The organism is Brevibacillus sp. NL20B1 (assembly GCF_018195675.1).
Lineage (GTDB): Bacteria > Bacillota > Bacilli > Brevibacillales > Brevibacillaceae > Brevibacillus > Brevibacillus aydinogluensis.
Map to the genome: position 1 here is coordinate 22,795 of NZ_JAGTPT010000028.1, position 16,030 is coordinate 38,824.

General features: G+C 53.3%; 19 protein-coding genes. 5 read left to right on the plus strand and 14 right to left on the minus strand.

Annotation, left to right across the window (positions count from 1 at the left end):
- The 7 genes from KDN35_RS16775 to pepF form a co-directional block, all read right to left on the minus strand.
- Entirely contained in the window at window positions 1–909 is a 909-nt protein-coding gene (locus KDN35_RS16775; RefSeq protein WP_212133337.1) for a DUF2232 domain-containing protein, read from the minus strand.
- An 88-nt stretch (window positions 910–997) separates the two neighbouring features.
- Window positions 998–1,228, minus strand: coding sequence for a 30S ribosomal protein S18 (gene rpsR / locus KDN35_RS16780; RefSeq protein WP_171563920.1), 231 nt, complete (start codon window positions 1,226–1,228; stop codon window positions 998–1,000).
- A gap of 57 nt (window positions 1,229–1,285) precedes the next feature.
- Window positions 1,286–1,744 carry a single-stranded DNA-binding protein gene (locus KDN35_RS16785; protein ID WP_171563919.1) on the minus strand — a complete coding sequence of 153 codons (459 nt, stop codon included), beginning with the start codon at window positions 1,742–1,744 and terminating at the stop codon, window positions 1,286–1,288.
- A gap of 29 nt (window positions 1,745–1,773) precedes the next feature.
- On the minus strand, window positions 1,774–2,061 hold the full coding sequence (rpsF, locus tag KDN35_RS16790; protein ID WP_171563918.1) for a 30S ribosomal protein S6: 288 nt from the start codon (window positions 2,059–2,061) through the stop codon (window positions 1,774–1,776).
- Window positions 2,062–2,200: 139 nt separating this feature from the next.
- Complete coding sequence (gene ychF / locus KDN35_RS16795) at window positions 2,201–3,301, minus strand: redox-regulated ATPase YchF (protein ID WP_171563917.1); 1,101 nt, start codon at window positions 3,299–3,301, stop codon at window positions 2,201–2,203.
- A gap of 281 nt (window positions 3,302–3,582) precedes the next feature.
- The gene (locus KDN35_RS16800; protein WP_212133338.1) at window positions 3,583–3,786 is read right to left on the minus strand and encodes a hypothetical protein; all 204 of its coding nucleotides are present in this window, start codon (window positions 3,784–3,786) and stop codon (window positions 3,583–3,585) included.
- 496 nt (window positions 3,787–4,282) lie between these two features.
- The gene (gene pepF, locus KDN35_RS16805; protein WP_171563915.1) at window positions 4,283–6,196 is read right to left on the minus strand and encodes an oligoendopeptidase F; all 1,914 of its coding nucleotides are present in this window, start codon (window positions 6,194–6,196) and stop codon (window positions 4,283–4,285) included.
- Window positions 6,197–6,536: 340 nt separating this feature from the next.
- Between pepF and KDN35_RS20280 the strand changes: the two genes are divergently transcribed.
- Window positions 6,537–6,626 carry a YjcZ family sporulation protein gene (locus tag KDN35_RS20280; RefSeq protein ID WP_171563914.1) on the plus strand — a complete coding sequence of 30 codons (90 nt, stop codon included), beginning with the start codon at window positions 6,537–6,539 and terminating at the stop codon, window positions 6,624–6,626.
- Window positions 6,627–6,916: 290 nt separating this feature from the next.
- Here KDN35_RS20280 and KDN35_RS16815 read toward each other — a convergent pair whose 3' ends face one another.
- Genes KDN35_RS16815 through KDN35_RS16825 form a run of 3 tightly spaced genes read right to left on the minus strand, consistent with a single transcriptional unit; the run spans window position 6,917 to window position 8,315 of the window.
- A complete protein-coding gene (locus KDN35_RS16815) occupies window positions 6,917–7,126 on the minus strand; it encodes a DUF951 domain-containing protein (protein ID WP_171563913.1) in 210 nt (69 codons plus the stop codon).
- Between the two features lie 23 nt (window positions 7,127–7,149).
- Window positions 7,150–8,037: a mechanosensitive ion channel family protein gene (locus KDN35_RS16820; protein ID WP_171563912.1), complete on the minus strand. Its 888-nt coding sequence runs from the start codon at window positions 8,035–8,037 to the stop codon at window positions 7,150–7,152.
- 2 nt (window positions 8,038–8,039) lie between these two features.
- Window positions 8,040–8,315, minus strand: coding sequence for a putative Se/S carrier protein (locus KDN35_RS16825; protein ID WP_171563911.1), 276 nt, complete (start codon window positions 8,313–8,315; stop codon window positions 8,040–8,042).
- Between the two features lie 294 nt (window positions 8,316–8,609).
- On the opposite strand from KDN35_RS16825, the gene yyaC reads away from it, so the two are divergent.
- Window positions 8,610–9,221, plus strand: coding sequence for a spore protease YyaC (gene yyaC, locus KDN35_RS16830; protein WP_171563910.1), 612 nt, complete (start codon window positions 8,610–8,612; stop codon window positions 9,219–9,221).
- Window positions 9,222–9,289: 68 nt separating this feature from the next.
- Here the strand turns inward: yyaC and KDN35_RS16835 are convergent, their stop codons facing one another.
- A complete protein-coding gene (locus KDN35_RS16835; protein ID WP_212133339.1) occupies window positions 9,290–10,189 on the minus strand; it encodes a diacylglycerol/lipid kinase family protein in 900 nt (299 codons plus the stop codon).
- A 132-nt stretch (window positions 10,190–10,321) separates the two neighbouring features.
- Window positions 10,322–11,083, minus strand: a complete 762-nt coding sequence (locus KDN35_RS16840) for an ArsR/SmtB family transcription factor (protein WP_171563908.1) — start codon at window positions 11,081–11,083, stop codon at window positions 10,322–10,324.
- A gap of 163 nt (window positions 11,084–11,246) precedes the next feature.
- Between KDN35_RS16840 and KDN35_RS16845 the strand changes: the two genes are divergently transcribed.
- From KDN35_RS16845 to KDN35_RS16855, 3 genes are read left to right on the plus strand one after another with little or no spacing between them, the layout of a single operon-like run.
- On the plus strand, window positions 11,247–12,191 hold the full coding sequence (locus tag KDN35_RS16845; RefSeq protein WP_171564189.1) for a DMT family transporter: 945 nt from the start codon (window positions 11,247–11,249) through the stop codon (window positions 12,189–12,191).
- A gap of 2 nt (window positions 12,192–12,193) precedes the next feature.
- Window positions 12,194–12,760, plus strand: a complete 567-nt coding sequence (locus tag KDN35_RS16850) for an NADPH-dependent FMN reductase (protein ID WP_171563907.1) — start codon at window positions 12,194–12,196, stop codon at window positions 12,758–12,760.
- Window positions 12,757–13,620, plus strand: coding sequence for an arylamine N-acetyltransferase family protein (locus tag KDN35_RS16855; RefSeq protein WP_171563906.1), 864 nt, complete (start codon window positions 12,757–12,759; stop codon window positions 13,618–13,620). The genes KDN35_RS16850 and KDN35_RS16855 overlap by 4 nt, the downstream gene beginning before the upstream one ends.
- Before the next feature lie 164 nt (window positions 13,621–13,784).
- Here KDN35_RS16855 and KDN35_RS16860 read toward each other — a convergent pair whose 3' ends face one another.
- Both KDN35_RS16860 and KDN35_RS16865 read right to left on the minus strand, forming a co-directional pair.
- Window positions 13,785–14,501, minus strand: coding sequence for a DUF554 domain-containing protein (locus KDN35_RS16860; RefSeq protein WP_171563905.1), 717 nt, complete (start codon window positions 14,499–14,501; stop codon window positions 13,785–13,787).
- 351 nt (window positions 14,502–14,852) lie between these two features.
- On the minus strand, window positions 14,853–16,013 hold the full coding sequence (locus tag KDN35_RS16865; RefSeq protein ID WP_171563904.1) for an aminotransferase class V-fold PLP-dependent enzyme: 1,161 nt from the start codon (window positions 16,011–16,013) through the stop codon (window positions 14,853–14,855).
- Window positions 16,014–16,030: the final 17 nt, after the last annotated feature.

Below are 16,030 nucleotides of genomic sequence, written 5' to 3' on the forward strand. Positions count from 1 at the left end.
TCAGCCCCTCTTCACTCTTGTTTCCAGTTTTTTGCGCAATTGCAGCCCCAGATCTAAAATGCCTAATAAGCTAAGTATAGTAGTTAGGAACGGAAAAATAAATAGAGAGACAACAAGCGCCGGGGCCAATCGCTTCCATCCGTACAGATGACAGGCAAACAGAACGAAAGCCAATCCCTGCAGGACAAAGACGCCGTCCAGCATCACCTTTACGTTGAGAACGGCGCTTGACCAGAACGTTTCCTCCATCTCCTGTCCTACCACGAACAGACCGATCAGGGCAGCAAAATAGTAGTACAGCAGGGAGCGGGGAAAGCTCCACTCGCGCACCGGCTTCAGGGCGGGCACGGGGTACCCCAGCCGCTTGCCAATCAAGCGCGCCAGCCCGTGTGTGATGCCGCTCTGCAGGTAGCTGAACATGACCAGAAACGCCGGCAATACCATTTTGCCAAGCGCAAGGGACTGTTCAAACTGCTCTTTGGTCATAAACGACGGCTTGAAGGCTGCCGCCTCCCGCATGACCGCCTGGAAGTCGACATGCAGGACAAACGTTGCGAGAGCCAAAAAGGAAACGAATCCGAGAAACACCACGCCGGCTCCCGCCGTAATCGCAGACAGCGCCGTCCCGCGCTTGGCGTACATCAGGCCCATGGCGCCGCCCCACAGCCCGGACAAAAGCGCGATAAAGCCGGTCGTCGGCCCGATCAGCACTCCGCTCAACAAGGCAAAGCCTGTCACGATCCAAATCATGTTCGGGACCGTTCGTCTCATGCCCAACAGCACGAACGGCAGCGGAAGCAATAAGCTGGTTACGACGCCGAGCACCGTGTAGAGGCTGACAAACAGCAGCACCAGCGCGATGGCCAACAGCACGGCGTTCTCCGCCAGTTGTTTGGTTTTTGAAGGCATGGCGACACCTCACTGAAAATCTGGCAATGACAACAAATATGGAAAAAAGAGGGCCACACAATTGTGTCCCCCTTTTGCATTGTGTCAATTATTCAGCCGTGTACTGCAGCAGTGCCACTTGACGTGCACGTTTGATGGCTACGGTCAGCATGCGCTGATACTTCGCAGAAGTGCCGGTTACGCGACGAGGCAGGATTTTGCCGCGCTCGCTGATAAACTTCTTCAGCAGATCGGTGTCTTTGTAGTCGATGTGCTTGATTTTGTTTACCTTGAAGTAGCACACTTTGCGACGCTTGTTCGGACGTCCTTTGCGCGCCATGAAAAGTCCCTCCTTTTGCAGGAAATGTGAAGTTCTACGATTGAACGCAACCTCAAATCAGAACGGCAAGTCATCATCCGAAATGTTGATCGGCTTGCCAGCATTGGCAAAGGGATCTCCAAATGGATCAAAGTCGTCACGTTGGCCGCCGGTCGGTTTCCCGCCGCCAAAGCCGGGATCGTAACCTGCGCCTTCACTGCCACGCCCGCCCAAAAACTGGACGTTTTCCGCCACAACTTCCGTCACGTACACCCGTTTGCCTTCCTTGTTGTCGTAGGAACGCGTCTGAATGCGCCCTTCGACAGCCGCTTGTCTGCCTTTGCGCAGATACGTGGCGCACAAATCGGCCAGTTTCTGCCAGGCGACAATGTTAATGAAGTCGGCTTCCCGCTCGCCCGCCTGATTGGGGCGCGGACGGTTCACCGCGAGGGTAAAGGTGGCAACAGCGACACCGTTTGGCGTATAGCGCAACTCCGGATCTTTCGTCAGGTTTCCGATGAGAATGACTTTATTCATCTTGGGTCCCCCTCTGCCCGCGACGACGATTACTTCTCTTCACGAACAAACAAGTAGCGAATCACGTCGTCGTTAATTTTCATGAGACGCTCTGCTTCCGCAACAGCATCGGGATTCGCCTTGAAGTTCATCAAAACGTAGTAACCCTCACGGAACTTTTTGATCTCATACGCAAGACGACGCTTGCCCATCTCTTGAAGATTGGTCACTTCGCCGCCGAAGTTGGTGACAACTTCCTGGTAACGAGCAACGTTGGCTTTTACTTTCTCCTCTTCAAGGTCTGGACGCAATACGTACATTACTTCGTATTGACGCATACCTTTCACCTCCTTATGGACTTAGCGGCCCTGTACGGGCAAGGAGCGAGTGCAGATAGATAAGCATGGGACATGCACTCCATAAATACTCGCATTTTTGTATTATAGCAAAGCGCCTTCTGAGAGGCAAGGTTGAGTTCTATACGTTGAACCGGAAATGCATGACATCGCCGTCCTGGACGACGTACTCTTTCCCTTCCAGACGGTACTTGCCCTTTTCCCGGGCGGCCGCCACGGAACCGGCTTCCACCAGGTCGTCGTAGGAGATCACCTCGGCGCGGATAAAGCCCCGTTCAAAGTCGCTGTGGATCACTCCCGCTGCCTGCGGGGCCTTGGTGCCCTTGCGGATGGTCCACGCACGCACTTCCTGCACGCCGGCAGTGAAGTAGGTGATCAGTCCCAGCAGGTCGTAGGCGGCGCGAATCAGACGGTCGAGACCGGACTCCTTCAGCCCCAGCTCTTCGAGGAACATCTGCTTGTCTTCGCCTTCCAGCTCGGCGATCTCCGCCTCCACCTTGGCGCTGATCACGACCACCTGCGCCCCTTCCTCTGCTGCCTGCTTGCGCACCGCCTGCACGTGCGGATTGTTGTCGGCGTCAAGAATGCCGTCCTCCGCCACGTTGCACACGTACAGCACCGGCTTGATGGTCAACAGATGCAGATCGCGGATCAGTTTGCGTTCATCCTCGTCCAGCTCCACGCTGCGCGCCGGCTTGCCTTCTTCAAATGCCGCCTTCAGGCGTTCCAGCACGTCCAGCTCCTGCTTCGCCTCTTTGTCGCCCGCTTTTACCTTGCGGCCGATCCGGTCGATGCGCCGTTCGACCGACTCCAGGTCGGCAAAGATCAGCTCCAGGTTGATCGTCTCCATGTCGCTCAGCGGATCGACGCGCCCAGCCACGTGCGTGATGTTTTCGTCCTCAAAACAGCGCACCACGTGAGCGATCGCATCCACCTCGCGAATGTGTCCCAGGAATTGGTTTCCCAATCCTTCGCCCTTGCTGGCCCCTTTGACCAGACCGGCAATGTCCACAAACTCAAATGCTGTCGGAACCACCTTGTTCGGCACCACGATCTCCGTCAGCTTGGTCAGGCGCGGGTCCGGCACCTCGACAATACCCACGTTGGGGTCGATGGTACAGAACGGATAGTTGGCCGATTCGGCGCCCGCCTGCGTGATCGCGTTGAACAAAGTCGACTTGCCTACGTTGGGAAGGCCTACAATGCCACAAGATGCACCCATCTATATACACTCCTTGTTTTCATCCTCATATCCTTTTCAGTATATAGATTTGGCTGAAAGAATACAATTGTCTCCTTGTGGCAGCATATCCCTGCATGCGGTTGCGTCTGTGAGCGTCTTTTACGCTACTTACGTTAGCATCCTGTGCTGGGACAAAAAAAGCTCCCTTTCTTGCGGGACAGGGGCTATTTATACTTGTCCTGTTTGATAAAACCAGTCCTGAACACAACACAAAAATGAAACGCCACTGCTGAATACGAGGGCGCGTGTTACGTCATCATTTACTGTTTTTCATCTTCATCCTTTTGCTGCATAAAAGAACTCAATGGATCTTTGCCAACTCGACCGGACATCATATCGTCAAAAGGGGTATAATCTGTCCTGCTTGGCAGCTTGTTTTTTTTAATCGACTTATAAATCAACCACAGTAATCCTGATGCGATAACGAAGGTAAACAACAACGGGATTACACTAATTTGTTTCACCCACTTTTACTTTTTCACTGCTTTTGCAATCCTGTCGGCTGCTTAACTACGAAGCCTTATTGAATAATATATCAATTCTGTAATATTTATACAACAAACTCCCTTCACTGCCGAAGGGAGTCAGACTAAAGACAAAATGTTTATTTATTGAGTGTCCACAAGGAAACGATCTTTCATCGTTTCCAGGCTGAAAGGCCTGCATATTCATCAACCGAAGCTGAAGACAAAGTACATGGCATGGAGTGATGGGCCAAGCGAGCTCCTTTGACGACCTGCTCAGCGGAAAAACGCTAGACGCAGGGAAAAACAGGGGGCACAAGTTTCCTTTCGTCGAAACACCCAGATGTTTGCCCCCTGCCCGCGTCGCGTTTTGAAGCGGACATCATCCACTTCTTTGCTGGGCGTCAAGAGAGCCAGCGGGCCCGATCACCCATGCGCCACCAACTTTGTCTACACACGGAAACTCCCTTCACTGCCGAAGGGAGTTTCTCCTGCACTAATTCTTTTCGTTGACCAGCTTTTCCAGCTCGTTGAGCGTCTCCTCGAAGATCTCCATCGCCTGTTCGATCGGCTTGGAAGTGGACATGTCCACGCCTGCCGCTTTCAACACCTCGATCGGCGGCGCGGAGTTTCCTGCTTCGAGGAAGTTTTTGCGAATGCGGTCGACTGCCGGTTTGCCTTCGTCCAGCACCTGTTTGGCCAGAGCCTGGGAAGCGGCGAAGCTGGTGGAGTATTGGTAGACGTAGTAGCGGTAGTTGAAGAAATGCGGTACACGCGCCCATTCCATGGCGATTTCCTCGTCCGAGACCATGTCCTTGCCGTAGTACTTCTTGTTGAGGTCCAGATAAATCTGCTTGAGCGCTTCGGCGTTGAGCGATTCACCCGCCTGTTCCTTCTCGTGAATCAACCGCTCAAACTCGGCAAACTGGGTCTGTCTGAAAAGCGTGGAGCGGAAGTTCTCCAGGTAGTGATTGAGCAGGTACATTTTCTCTTCCTTGGTCTTGGCCTTTTCGTACATGCTCTTGAACAGCAGCGTTTCGTTCATCGTGGACGCCACTTCCGCCGTAAAGATCGGATAGTTGGACGTGATGTACGGCTGCGTCTTGTTGGTGTAGTACGACTGCATCGCGTGGCCCATTTCGTGGGCAATCGTAAACACGTCGTCCAGCGTGCCCTGGTAGTTGAGCAGCACGTACGGGTGCGTGTCATACGCTCCCCACTGGTACGCCCCGCTGCGCTTGTCGTCGGTGGAGTAGACGTCCACCCAGCCGCCTTCCAGGCCCTCGGCCAGCACCTTCACGTAGTCGTCCCCCAGCGCCTGCAGTCCGTCGATGACCATCTTCTTGCCTTCCTCGTACGGAATGTACTTGTCGTCAGACGGCACGATCGGCACGTAAATGTCGTACATGTGCAATTCCTTGACGCCGAGCATTTTCTTCTTGAGCGCGATGTAGCGGTGCAACAGCGGCAGGTTTTTGTTCACGGTTTCGATCAGTTCGTCGTACACTTTCGTAGGGATGTTGTTGGGCGTCAGGCTGGCCTCCAGCGCAGAGCCGTAATTGCGCGCCTGGGCGTAAAAGTTGTCCGCTTTTACTTTGGCCGCCAGCGTCTGGGCAAAAGTGTCCTGGAAGTCTGTCAGCGCCTGATAGTATGCCTTGAACGCATCTTTCCGCACCCGCGGGTCCTTGCTCTCCAGGTAGGAGACGAAGTTGGCCCGCGTCAACTGCACTTCATTCCCCTTTTCGTCCTTGATTTTTGGAAATTTCACGTCCTTGGAGAGCATGCTGTAGATGTTGGTCGGCGAGTTGCCCAGCGGCGACGATTTGGCCAGCAATTCCTCCATCTCTTTGGGCAGCGAGTACGGTTTGGTGCGGATCATGTCCTCCAGCATCATTTTGTACGGCGCCAATTCCTTGGCTTCCAGGAAGCTCTTCATCTTGCTGTCCGGAATGGCGACGATCTCCGGCTGCATCCACGAGGTCTTTTCGGAGACCAGCGTGTTCATTTTTTCCGCCCGGTCGGCCAGCTTTTGCAGTTCGGGATTTGCCGAGTTGACGTCCAGAGCCATGTTGGCATAGACGTACGCCTTGTCGTTCAAGCGCATCAGCGCACTGTAGTCGTCCAATGCCTGCAGCAGCGATTGCACCGATTGGCCCAGTTTGCCCTGATGCTTGGTAAACGCATTTGCCAGCGCTTCCACCTTGGCGACGTCCTTCTCCCAGTCCTGAACGGTCGGGTAGATATGATCCAACTTCCATTTGTATTTGTCGGGAATTTCGGCGCGGGATTTGTAAACGGGCGCTTCAGCCGCAGCCGCCACCGCCGCCGTGCTGTACGGGATAAACGGGGAAGATACGGTCGTCAACGCGATTGCCAGCGCCGTCAAAGATGCCAACGCATGCTTTTTCACACAGAATCGCCCCTTTTCTTTATGTTATATCTTTGCTAAATACTGTAATTATATCCCTCCCCCTAAATTCCTTCTTACTAATAAAAATATTTAAAATATTTAATACTATTTATCCAAAGATTTGCATTGTTTGTGAATAAAACTGTGAATAATATTTGGCGCATCGTATGGTTATCCACAGTTTTAGCGGCAAATTCCCGGAAAAACGACCTGGTTGTCCACATTTTTGTGGATAGTATTGTGTATAACTTAATTTCCGCGCAGCGTGACAAACGCCCATACCGCCTCCTCTCCTCTGACATAGCATAGGTAATGAATCCAGGGTAGGAGGTGTTAGCTAGTGGGTATCTTCAACGGCCGCTTCGACGGTTTCGCGCTTGTGCTGGTTCTCTTCATCCTGCTTGTTATCGTTGGTTGTGACTGCGAGTAACGTCCCCGCGCTATCCAAGCTATATAAGGTGTACAACCGTTTGAAGCGAGCATATCCATCCCCGGCATCGCTTCGACAGCGGCTTTGCCTGAATATCGAGAGGGTAACCACACGAGGTGTTGCGCAAGGCCAGACGGCAACCGACCGGGTCCCTTGCCTTTTGCCATCATTGACCAAACGAAAGAGGATGCAACCTGTGACGCGTCGCATCCTCTTTCCTTGTGCTCGCTTGTTCGATTTTGCTGTGCTTGCCATCGTTTTCGCCGACCCGGCATTCCAGCCGTGAACGGTTACGATTCCGGCTGTTCCTCTGCCCGAACCAGCACTTTTTTCATTTTCCGCTCAAATTCCAGACGCGGGATCATCACGCTGTGTTCGCACCCGGTGCATTTAATGCGGATGTCCATACCCATGCGGATTACTTTCCAGGCGTTTGTCCCACATGGATGGGGCTTTTTCATCTGCACGATGTCCCCCAGGGCAAACTGCTTACGTTCCATGCTTCTCCCTCCTTTTCCTCTTGTCAGGCTTGTCCTTTTGGCTGGAACACCAACCGCGGATACGGAATTTCGATGCCGCGGGCGTCGAACTCCCGCTTGATCATCGCCCGCAGCTTGCGGCTCACACCGTGATGGGTGTTCGGTTTGCATTCCGCCGTCACGCGCATGATCACTTCCATCGGACCGAAGGCGTGAACGCCAAGCAATTGCGGTTCCGCGACGATATCCGGTACTTCGTCCTGCGCCTTTTTGATGATCTCTTTCAGGACGCGTTCGACGTTGTCCAGATCCTCTTCATAGGCAACCGATACGTCCACGACCGCCAACGTGTTTTGCAGCGAATAGTTGGTCACCTGCGTGATGCTGCCGTTGGGGAAAATGTGAACCTCCCCCGTCCAACTGCGAATCCGGGTGATCCGCAGGCCGATCTCCTGCACCGTACCCGTCATGTTGTTGATCGTGACCACATCGCCCACGGCGAACTGATCTTCAAAAATGATGAAGAAGCCGGTGATCACGTCGCGCACCAGGCTTTGCGCGCCAAACCCGACTGCCAGCCCCAGCACCCCTGCGCTGACCAGCACGGGACGCAGGTCGACGCCCAACTGCTGCAGTGTCAGCAAGATGGCCAAAAAATAGATCGAGTAACGAGCGACGTTGTTCACCAGCACCCGCAGCGTGTCGACCCGCCGCTGCTCGATCTGCAGCTTGCTCCCCCGCCGATGTTGAAACACCCGGTTTACCGCCGCCTGGACGAGCGCCACCACGATGCGGGACAAGATGATAATCAGCAGGATTTTCAGGACGATCGCTCCGATTGTGATCCATGTGTCGGGATTGGTCAGGTAAGCGCTCGCTTGCGCATACAACGTCTCAAACCATCGCTCCTGTTTGGCAATTTCCTCTGTCACGTTTACTGCTCCTTCCTGTTTCCGTGTTCGTCGATTTCGTGGTAGCAGTCGGAAAACAAGCGAAAGTAGCCGCGAATTTCTACATGCTGCCCTTCGATGATTTCTCTGGCCTGCCGGTAATCAGCCAGCGGGAACTCAATGGACAAGGCGCAGCCGGCCGTGATTTCTTTCGGGGTCGGACGAGTGTCAATGTCGATATCGGCATACTCCAGCAGCATCTCCGCCCGCAGTGCCTGCTGGGTGGAATCGAACGCGATCAGTACAGTCTCGCCTTCCACATCGAGCCCCTCCCTCCACTTTTTCTGTTCCCATTGTACCTGTTCGGATACAACCGCGCCAGTTTCCCCGGTTGTAAAGAATTGCTTCTGCGGGTAATGCGTCAAGGCATAGAAATGAAACAGGCCCATCACGCTTTGCCTGTCGTTGTTTCACTATCCAGAGCGTTCAAAACAGCCGCAACCTTTGTATTAGCTGGTATAAAAAAACCCGTCCGGTACTATACTGTGAATACTTTTGGTGTGAACCGCATTCGGTGTTATCGGCCTTGAACGACGCGAGACTTGGGGGTAGTCATGAACCTGTTTGATAGCCAGCGCAAGGACAGCTCCTTGCCACCGTTTACCGTCGAGTATCGAAATGAAACCGCCGCAGATCAGTTGGCTCAACACCTGGCGCAGCGCATCCTCCTGAAAACGCAACGCGACGACATCGTCATCCTCTGCATCGGAACCGACCGTTCTACCGGCGACGCGCTTGGGCCGTTGGTCGGCAGCAAATTGAAAGCCCGCACGCACCACCTGTTGCACGTATACGGAACCCTGGAAGAACCCGTGCACGCCATGAATCTCCGCGAAAAACTGGATGAAATTAACCGGACCCATCCACAGGCACTGCTCATCGCCATCGACGCCTGTCTCGGCCAGTTTAGCAATGTGGGCAATATCAACGTGGCGGACGGGCCCCTGAAGCCAGGCGCCGGCGTAAAAAAGGACCTGCCCTCGGTCGGTACCTTTCACATTACCGGCATCGTCAACGTCGGTGGTTTCATGGAGTATTTCGTCCTGCAAAACACCCGGCTCTACGTGGTCATGCGCATGGCGGAGATTATCGCCAATGCCCTGTTTCAGGCCGCGCTGATTGTTTCCGGGGATCAAAACAAACTGGGCACGGCGCTGCAAGAGTAAGAAACGCTTCAACCATTCTGATAAAAAAAAGACTTGTTTCCTTACGGGGAATACAAGTCTTTTTGCTGTTATGACAAGATGGTCAATCGCCGCCTGGCCACATTCACGGTGATCGGCGTAACGCCCGCCATTTCGCCGTCGGCATGCACCACCATTGGTCGTTCCGATTGAATGGTGATGGTAGAGCCGCGAAAAAAGCGAGCCGCCGGATGATGTACATGTTTGCCCGTATAAATCAGCGGAAAGGCCCGAAGCAGGCTCCAGCGGCTGGCGTGGCTGACCACACAGATGTCTGCTCGGCCGTCGTCCGGAACCGCATCTGGACAAATCTGCATCCCTCCACCGTAACTGGATATGTTTGCAACAGCGATCAGCCAGACGTTTTCCAGCGTCTCCTGACGGTCGTCGATCACAACCGTCACCGAGCAGGGCTTGTATGTGAGCAGAACGCGCACAACTGCAAGGAAATAAGCCAGGACTCCCAGCTTGATCTTGTTCAGCCACCGTTTATAGCGCGCCCGGTTTGCCGTTACTGCCACCTGACCGTCCAATCCGGCGCCAACGGAATTTATCGCCACCATTCCGTTGAGCTGGAGCACATCAATCGTTTTGGTTACATTTCCTTGCAAAATCTTCTCCAACGCCTGGAGCGGATCGCGCGGCAAATTGTGTCCGCGGGCAAAGTCGTTCCCCGATCCCGCCGGAATATGGCCAAACGCACAGGCAACCTGCGATTCGTGAATTCCGTTTACCACTTCATTGACCGTTCCGTCACCGCCCACTGCCACAATTCCGGTTACGCTTCCGTTTTGCAGCACGTCCACGGCAAGCTGCTTCGCTTCGCCCGCCATGGACGTCTTACGCACCAAGTACGCGACGTTCCTCTGCCTCAATTCCTCCTCCAGCTGCTTCCATACCATTGCTCCCCTGCCGTTCCCCGAAACGGGATTCACAATGAATCCAAGCATTCTGCCCTCTCCCCCGCGAAGTTACTTGAGTTTATGACTGTATTATCATATGATCCCGTTCATCATCATCATAAAACAAAAACCGAGCATGTTATCAGGGATTCACCCTGACACCGCTCGGCTTTAGCTGGATTAGGAAGTTAATGACCTGCCTGTCTCGATCAATGTTTTCATACCGGACAGAACGATCGGCAATCCCTCTTCCAATACACGGGATGTATTTGGTGCTTCCTCAAACTCGTCGTGCACGACAGTCACCAATGTCACTCCGGCAAACTCAGCATGCGGCTCGATCTCCCAAGTCAAACGTGATGGCTTCTCCTCCGCGGTGTCGGCTTGCACAAGCAGTTGCCATGTCATCACCAGCCGACGGGGCGGCTCCACGACAAGAAACTCCCCTTTTGCCTGCAGCTGCCCTTGGGGATTCCATATCTCATACGGACAGCCTGCTTTGAATTCACCTTTAATCATTCCATTATACCAATATTGAGAAGTCAGCGAAGGATTGGTCAGCGCGTTCCAGACCTGTTCCGGATTTGTTTTGATCGCAATGCGGTTAATATGCCTGGGCTTTTGTTCCATGGCGGGTCCACTCTCCATCTCTTTTTTTAGCAGGCTTAATCCCGACACCCACGGTTCGGCGTACTTGCTTACCCACCTGTCGTAGATTTGGCGAATGGCTACAGGGTTCAAGTAGTGGTACTTCTCCCGCCCTACCTTACACGTAGTAAGCAGGCCCGCTTCCTCCAGAATGCGAAGATGCTTCATAACGCCGAATCGGGACATCTGCAGATGAGTGCAGAGATCATGTAATGTTCGGCCATCCTTTTCATACAACAGGTCCAACAGTGTTCGCCTGCTGGGATCGGCCAGTGCTTTAAATATATCGTCCATATGGAAATGCCTCCATGATGTCCACGAACTAGGCAATGGTAAAACATATCAATAACCATTGACATGTTACCATATAGTAACATATATTAAAAGTGACCATTTGGTCACATATTATGACGCACGGGATGTTCTGCCGGCAACCATCACGTTGCAACTCCTGGGGGTGATTTGGCAGCTGAAACTTGCTTATTTCGTTGCCATTCTGAATGCGGCGGTGATTGGCGTAACGTTTCTGCTTGTCAAACTGACGTTGACCTTCGCTACTCCTCTCGATACGTTGACCTACCGTTTCGCCGTCGCTTTTGCGGTCATGATTGTCCCGGCGATCTTTGGATTCTTCAAACTGGGCTACCGCGGCAAACCGCTGTTTTCCTTGCTGCTGCTGGCCTCCTTATACCCAATCGCTTACTTCGTGCTGCAAACATATGGGCTCCAGCATGCTGCGTCTGCGGAAGGCGGCATCATCAGCGCCATGACGCCAGCCGTCACGATGATATTTGCTTCCGTCTTTTTAAAAGAAACGACCACCTTGATGCAGAAGCTCTCTCTTCTTCTGTCTGCGAGCGGCATTGTGTTCATTTATACCATGAATGGCGCAAGCGACTGGTCGCGGACCACCGGCATCGCCTTGCTCGTTCTCGCATGTGTCACATTAGCCGGGTACAACGTGCTGGCCCGATTGGTCACCAGACATTTCAGTGCTATGGAAATCAGTTTTTTTATGGTGGGGATCGCATTCGTCTCATTTTTGACTGCATCCCTTGGCATCCATGCTGCGGCAGGAACGATTGATACCTTTGTCGCTCCTCTTTCCAGCGGTGTCTTTATCGCCTTGATCAGCTGTCTTGGCTTGATTCAAGTGGCAACTGCCTATATGGCCAATTTTGTCTTATCCCGGATGGAAGCCGCCAAGATGAGCGTATTCTCCCACTTGTCCACGATTATCGCCATCGGAGCGGGTGCGTTGATCTTGGAGGAGAGCGTTACTTGGAGTCATCTATGCGGCGCTGTCCTGATTATCTCCGGGGTCATTGGAGTGAATATGCCGTGGAATGTTTCTAGCACATCAGCAAAGCAGCTGAAAAAAACAAGCAAAGCGAGGTCATAATGATGCACATTGCCATGATCGCCGGGAGCAACCGGCAAAACGCGACAAGTACAAGTGTGCTTCGTTATATCGAAACCATTCTGAAAGCCCGAAACATCCAGGTCTCCTTTATCGATCTGGCGGTTGTGCGGCTGCCGCTCTTTTCCCCCGATGCGGAAGATGTTCACCCGGAAGCAGATTTTATGATCAGATCAGTCAAACAAGCTGACGGCCTCATCCTGGCAACTCCCGAATACCATGGTTCCATCTCCGGTTCGTTGAAGAATGCGCTGGATTATTTGGATAACAGCCACGTAGCGGGCAAGCCGGTATTGACCGTAAGCTCGGCAGGCGGGCGTCTCGGTGTGAGTTCACTTGTCCATTTGCAAAGCATCATCCGGAATCTTCACGGTATTCTAAGTCCGGAATGGATCTCGATCGGGGACGGTCACCCCCTCTTTGATCGGGATGGGGCTCCTCGAGATCCGGAGATATTACAGCGCATTGATCAAGCCGTTGAACAATTTATCGAACTCGTGAGGAAGTTGGGAAACGACACACAACCTAGGAAAGTGATGATGGAATCATGATGACCCCCGCTGAAATCAAAACATACTTGAAAAGAATCGGCATTGAGGACATACAGCCGCCAACCTTGTCTTACCTCACGCAGCTTCACAGAGCGCATGTGGCATCCATCTCCTGGCAAACCATTGATATCGTCGCCGGCAGACCGGCTCCGATCGATCTGGATGAGTGCGTCCGGCTCATGCTGAGTAACCGCAGCGGTTATTGCTTTCACTTGAACGGCGCATTCAGTGTGCTTCTTCGTTCGCTTGGCTTCCGGGTTTTTTGGCATAGAGCCGGCGTCCAGCCTCTGGGGCAGGAACCTCGGATCAATTCCTTTCACCTCGGGTTAACCGTCAGCCTGCCGAATGAAGAGCAACAAGAACAGCGATACATCGTCGATGTGGGATTGGGCGATATGCCCTATGAACCAATCCCGCTGCAGATCGGCACTTACGAACAAGGGCCGCTGCGCTACCAGGTTGAGAGCTCCGGCGTCGTTCAAGGCGGTTGGCGGCTTGTTCATGACCCGAACGCATCGTTTGTCGGTGTAGATTTTGCTCCTGATGACTTGGAGGACCTGGAAGAGTTCAAACCCAAACACGAATTTTACAGCACGTCGCCGGAGTCACCCTGGTATAAGCTGTTTCTTGTTCGGCACAGACACGCCACGGGCAGTAATGAATTGAGAGGCTGTATATGGAACAAGCGGGGAATCGATGGGATTGAGAAAATCGAACTCCGTACAAAATCGCAATGGCTGGAAGTGCTGGGAGATGTGTTTCAGGAGCATTTGGTCAATTATAGCAAGCTGGAGCGTGACGATCTATGGAATCGGGTATGGAACTACCATGAGGAATGGAAAAAAGCGAATCAAAAATAAACGGGGACCAATCCAGTTTCGTTGCAAAAAAACCGTCAGGGATATGTTTCGTTCCCTGACGGTCCTCTATTTGTGGTCATGGTTGCCATGCAATTGCCCGCACGGTTTTCTACACACATATTGACTCTGCATTTATTTGCGGCCAAAGGAATAATTCGTCCACGTTATTTGAAGAAGGTGTCCAACCACTCCACAAGCGGAACACTCACTGCCGCAATTACCAGTGCAGGCAGCATATTGGCGACATTGATTTTCCGCAATTCCAAAATGTTGATGCCGATCGCGATAATCATCAATCCCCCTACCGCCGTTACCTCCGCCAGGATGGCCTCCAGCATCGCCGGGCTGACCAGACTGTTGATTTGTGTGGCCAACAGGGCAATCGTTCCCTGATAGAGAAAGACGGGAATCGCGGAGAAGATGACGCCTATGCCCAATGTCGATGAAAAGATGATCGCCGACAAGCCATCCAGCATAGATTTCGTGTACAAAATGTCGTGGTTGTTGCGCAAACCGCTGTCCAACGAACCCAACACGCCCATGGCACCGATGCAGTACACCAGCGTTGCCGTTACAAACCCGGTAGCGATTGTCCCCTGTCGGTTTCCCCCCATCTTTTTCTCCAGCCATTGGCCCAAGCGATTCAGGTTTTTATCGATGCCCATCAGTTCTCCGATGATCGAGCCCAGCACGATGCTGACAATCATGATCAAAATGTTGTTCGTATCCAGGCTCATTTTCACTCCCAGCACGATAACGGCAAGAGCAATCCCCTGCATCACCGTCTGCCGGATTGATTCCGGGATGCCGGACAACAAGCGCCCCAGCAATGCTCCCGCCGCAATGGCAAGCGTATTTACCAGTGTCCCCAACAAAAACACGTTCTCCACTCCTCTGTGATCGCAGCTTTTGGAAGAACTCCGTTTTGCCATTTCTGTACGCGGTGCTTTTACCGGGGGCTTTTACACAGGGCATTCGAAACAGCCTCTTCTGCACATATGTACAAAGCTGTTTTCACTCTGCCGTTATTCCCTCTTTCGCCTTTCCCTGCAAAGCGCTGCCGCGAAGGCACAGCCGCCTTCTTATGTTCCTCCTCAAGCGTTCTCTCCTTGCTGTTTCATGCCGTTCGCGGAATTTCCATCTGGTTGTTGCCGGTGCAATCATGTCAGAATCTCTGTCTCACCAGGGACTCTGCCGGTCATCACCTGAGCAGGCAACGTGGCCTCTTCCGCCTACGCCGGGTTGAACGCGGACGCAATCTCGCGGACCGCTTCCAGCAGCGCGTCTACGTCTTCCTCCGTATTAAAGACGCCAAAGCTGACCCGCACGGCTCCTCGCTGTTCCGTTCCTGCGGTCTGGTGTCCCAGCGGCGAGCAGTGGTAGCCGGCCCGCGTCGCAATCCCGTACTGCTGATCCAGGATAAAAGACGCCTCCGCAGCATCAACGCCTGCGATGTTAAAGGAAACGACGCCGACTCTTTCCGTTTCAATGCCCGGTCCGTACCATTCCACTCCCGGAATCTCCTGCAGTCCCGATATCGTCCGCTTCGTCAGTTCCCACTCATGTGCACGAATGGCTTCCACGCCTTTTTCCATGACAAACGTCACTCCGGCCAACAGACCAGCCAATCCCGTCGTGTTGACTGTTCCGCTCTCATAGCGGTCCGGCCTGGTCGTCGGCTGTTCGATTGCTTCTGATTGACTGCCTGTCCCTCCGTGGATCAGCGGCTCCAGATCTATTGACTCGTGAACGTACAGGCCGCCGGTCCCCTGGGGCCCGTAAAGTCCCTTGTGTCCGGGGAATGCCAGCATGCCGATGTTCATTTGCTCCACGTCGATCGGCAAGACCCCTGCCGATTGGGACGCGTCCACAAGCAATACGACACCGTGCCGCTTCGCCACTTCCCCCAATTCGGCGACCGGCAGAATCACCCCGGTCAAATTGGAGGCGTGGCTGACCACCAATAGTTTCGTTTTAGGCGTGATCGCCCGATCAAAATCTTCCGCGTGAAACCGTTGGTCGTCTCTCGGTTCCACATAGGTTATTTCCACCTGTTTGGTCCGACGCATGTACTCCAGCGGACGGCGCACGGAGTTGTGCTCAATCGACGATGTGACGACATGGTCCCCTTCTTTCAAAAACCCTTTGATCGCTTGATTCAGCGCCTGGGTCGCATTGAGATAAAAAAAGAGGTTATTCGGGTTTTGAATCCCAAACAACCGAGCCAATTGCACCCGCGTCCGAAACACGGTCTTGCTCGCCTTCATCGCCAACGCGTGCCCGCCTCTGCCCGGATTGGCCGCAAACTCATCAAGCACCTCAGCCATCATTTCCTTTACCCCGGGCGGTTTGGGCCAGGTAGAAGCAGCATTGTCCAGGTAAATGATCCGCATTGCTTCCTCCTTATGGG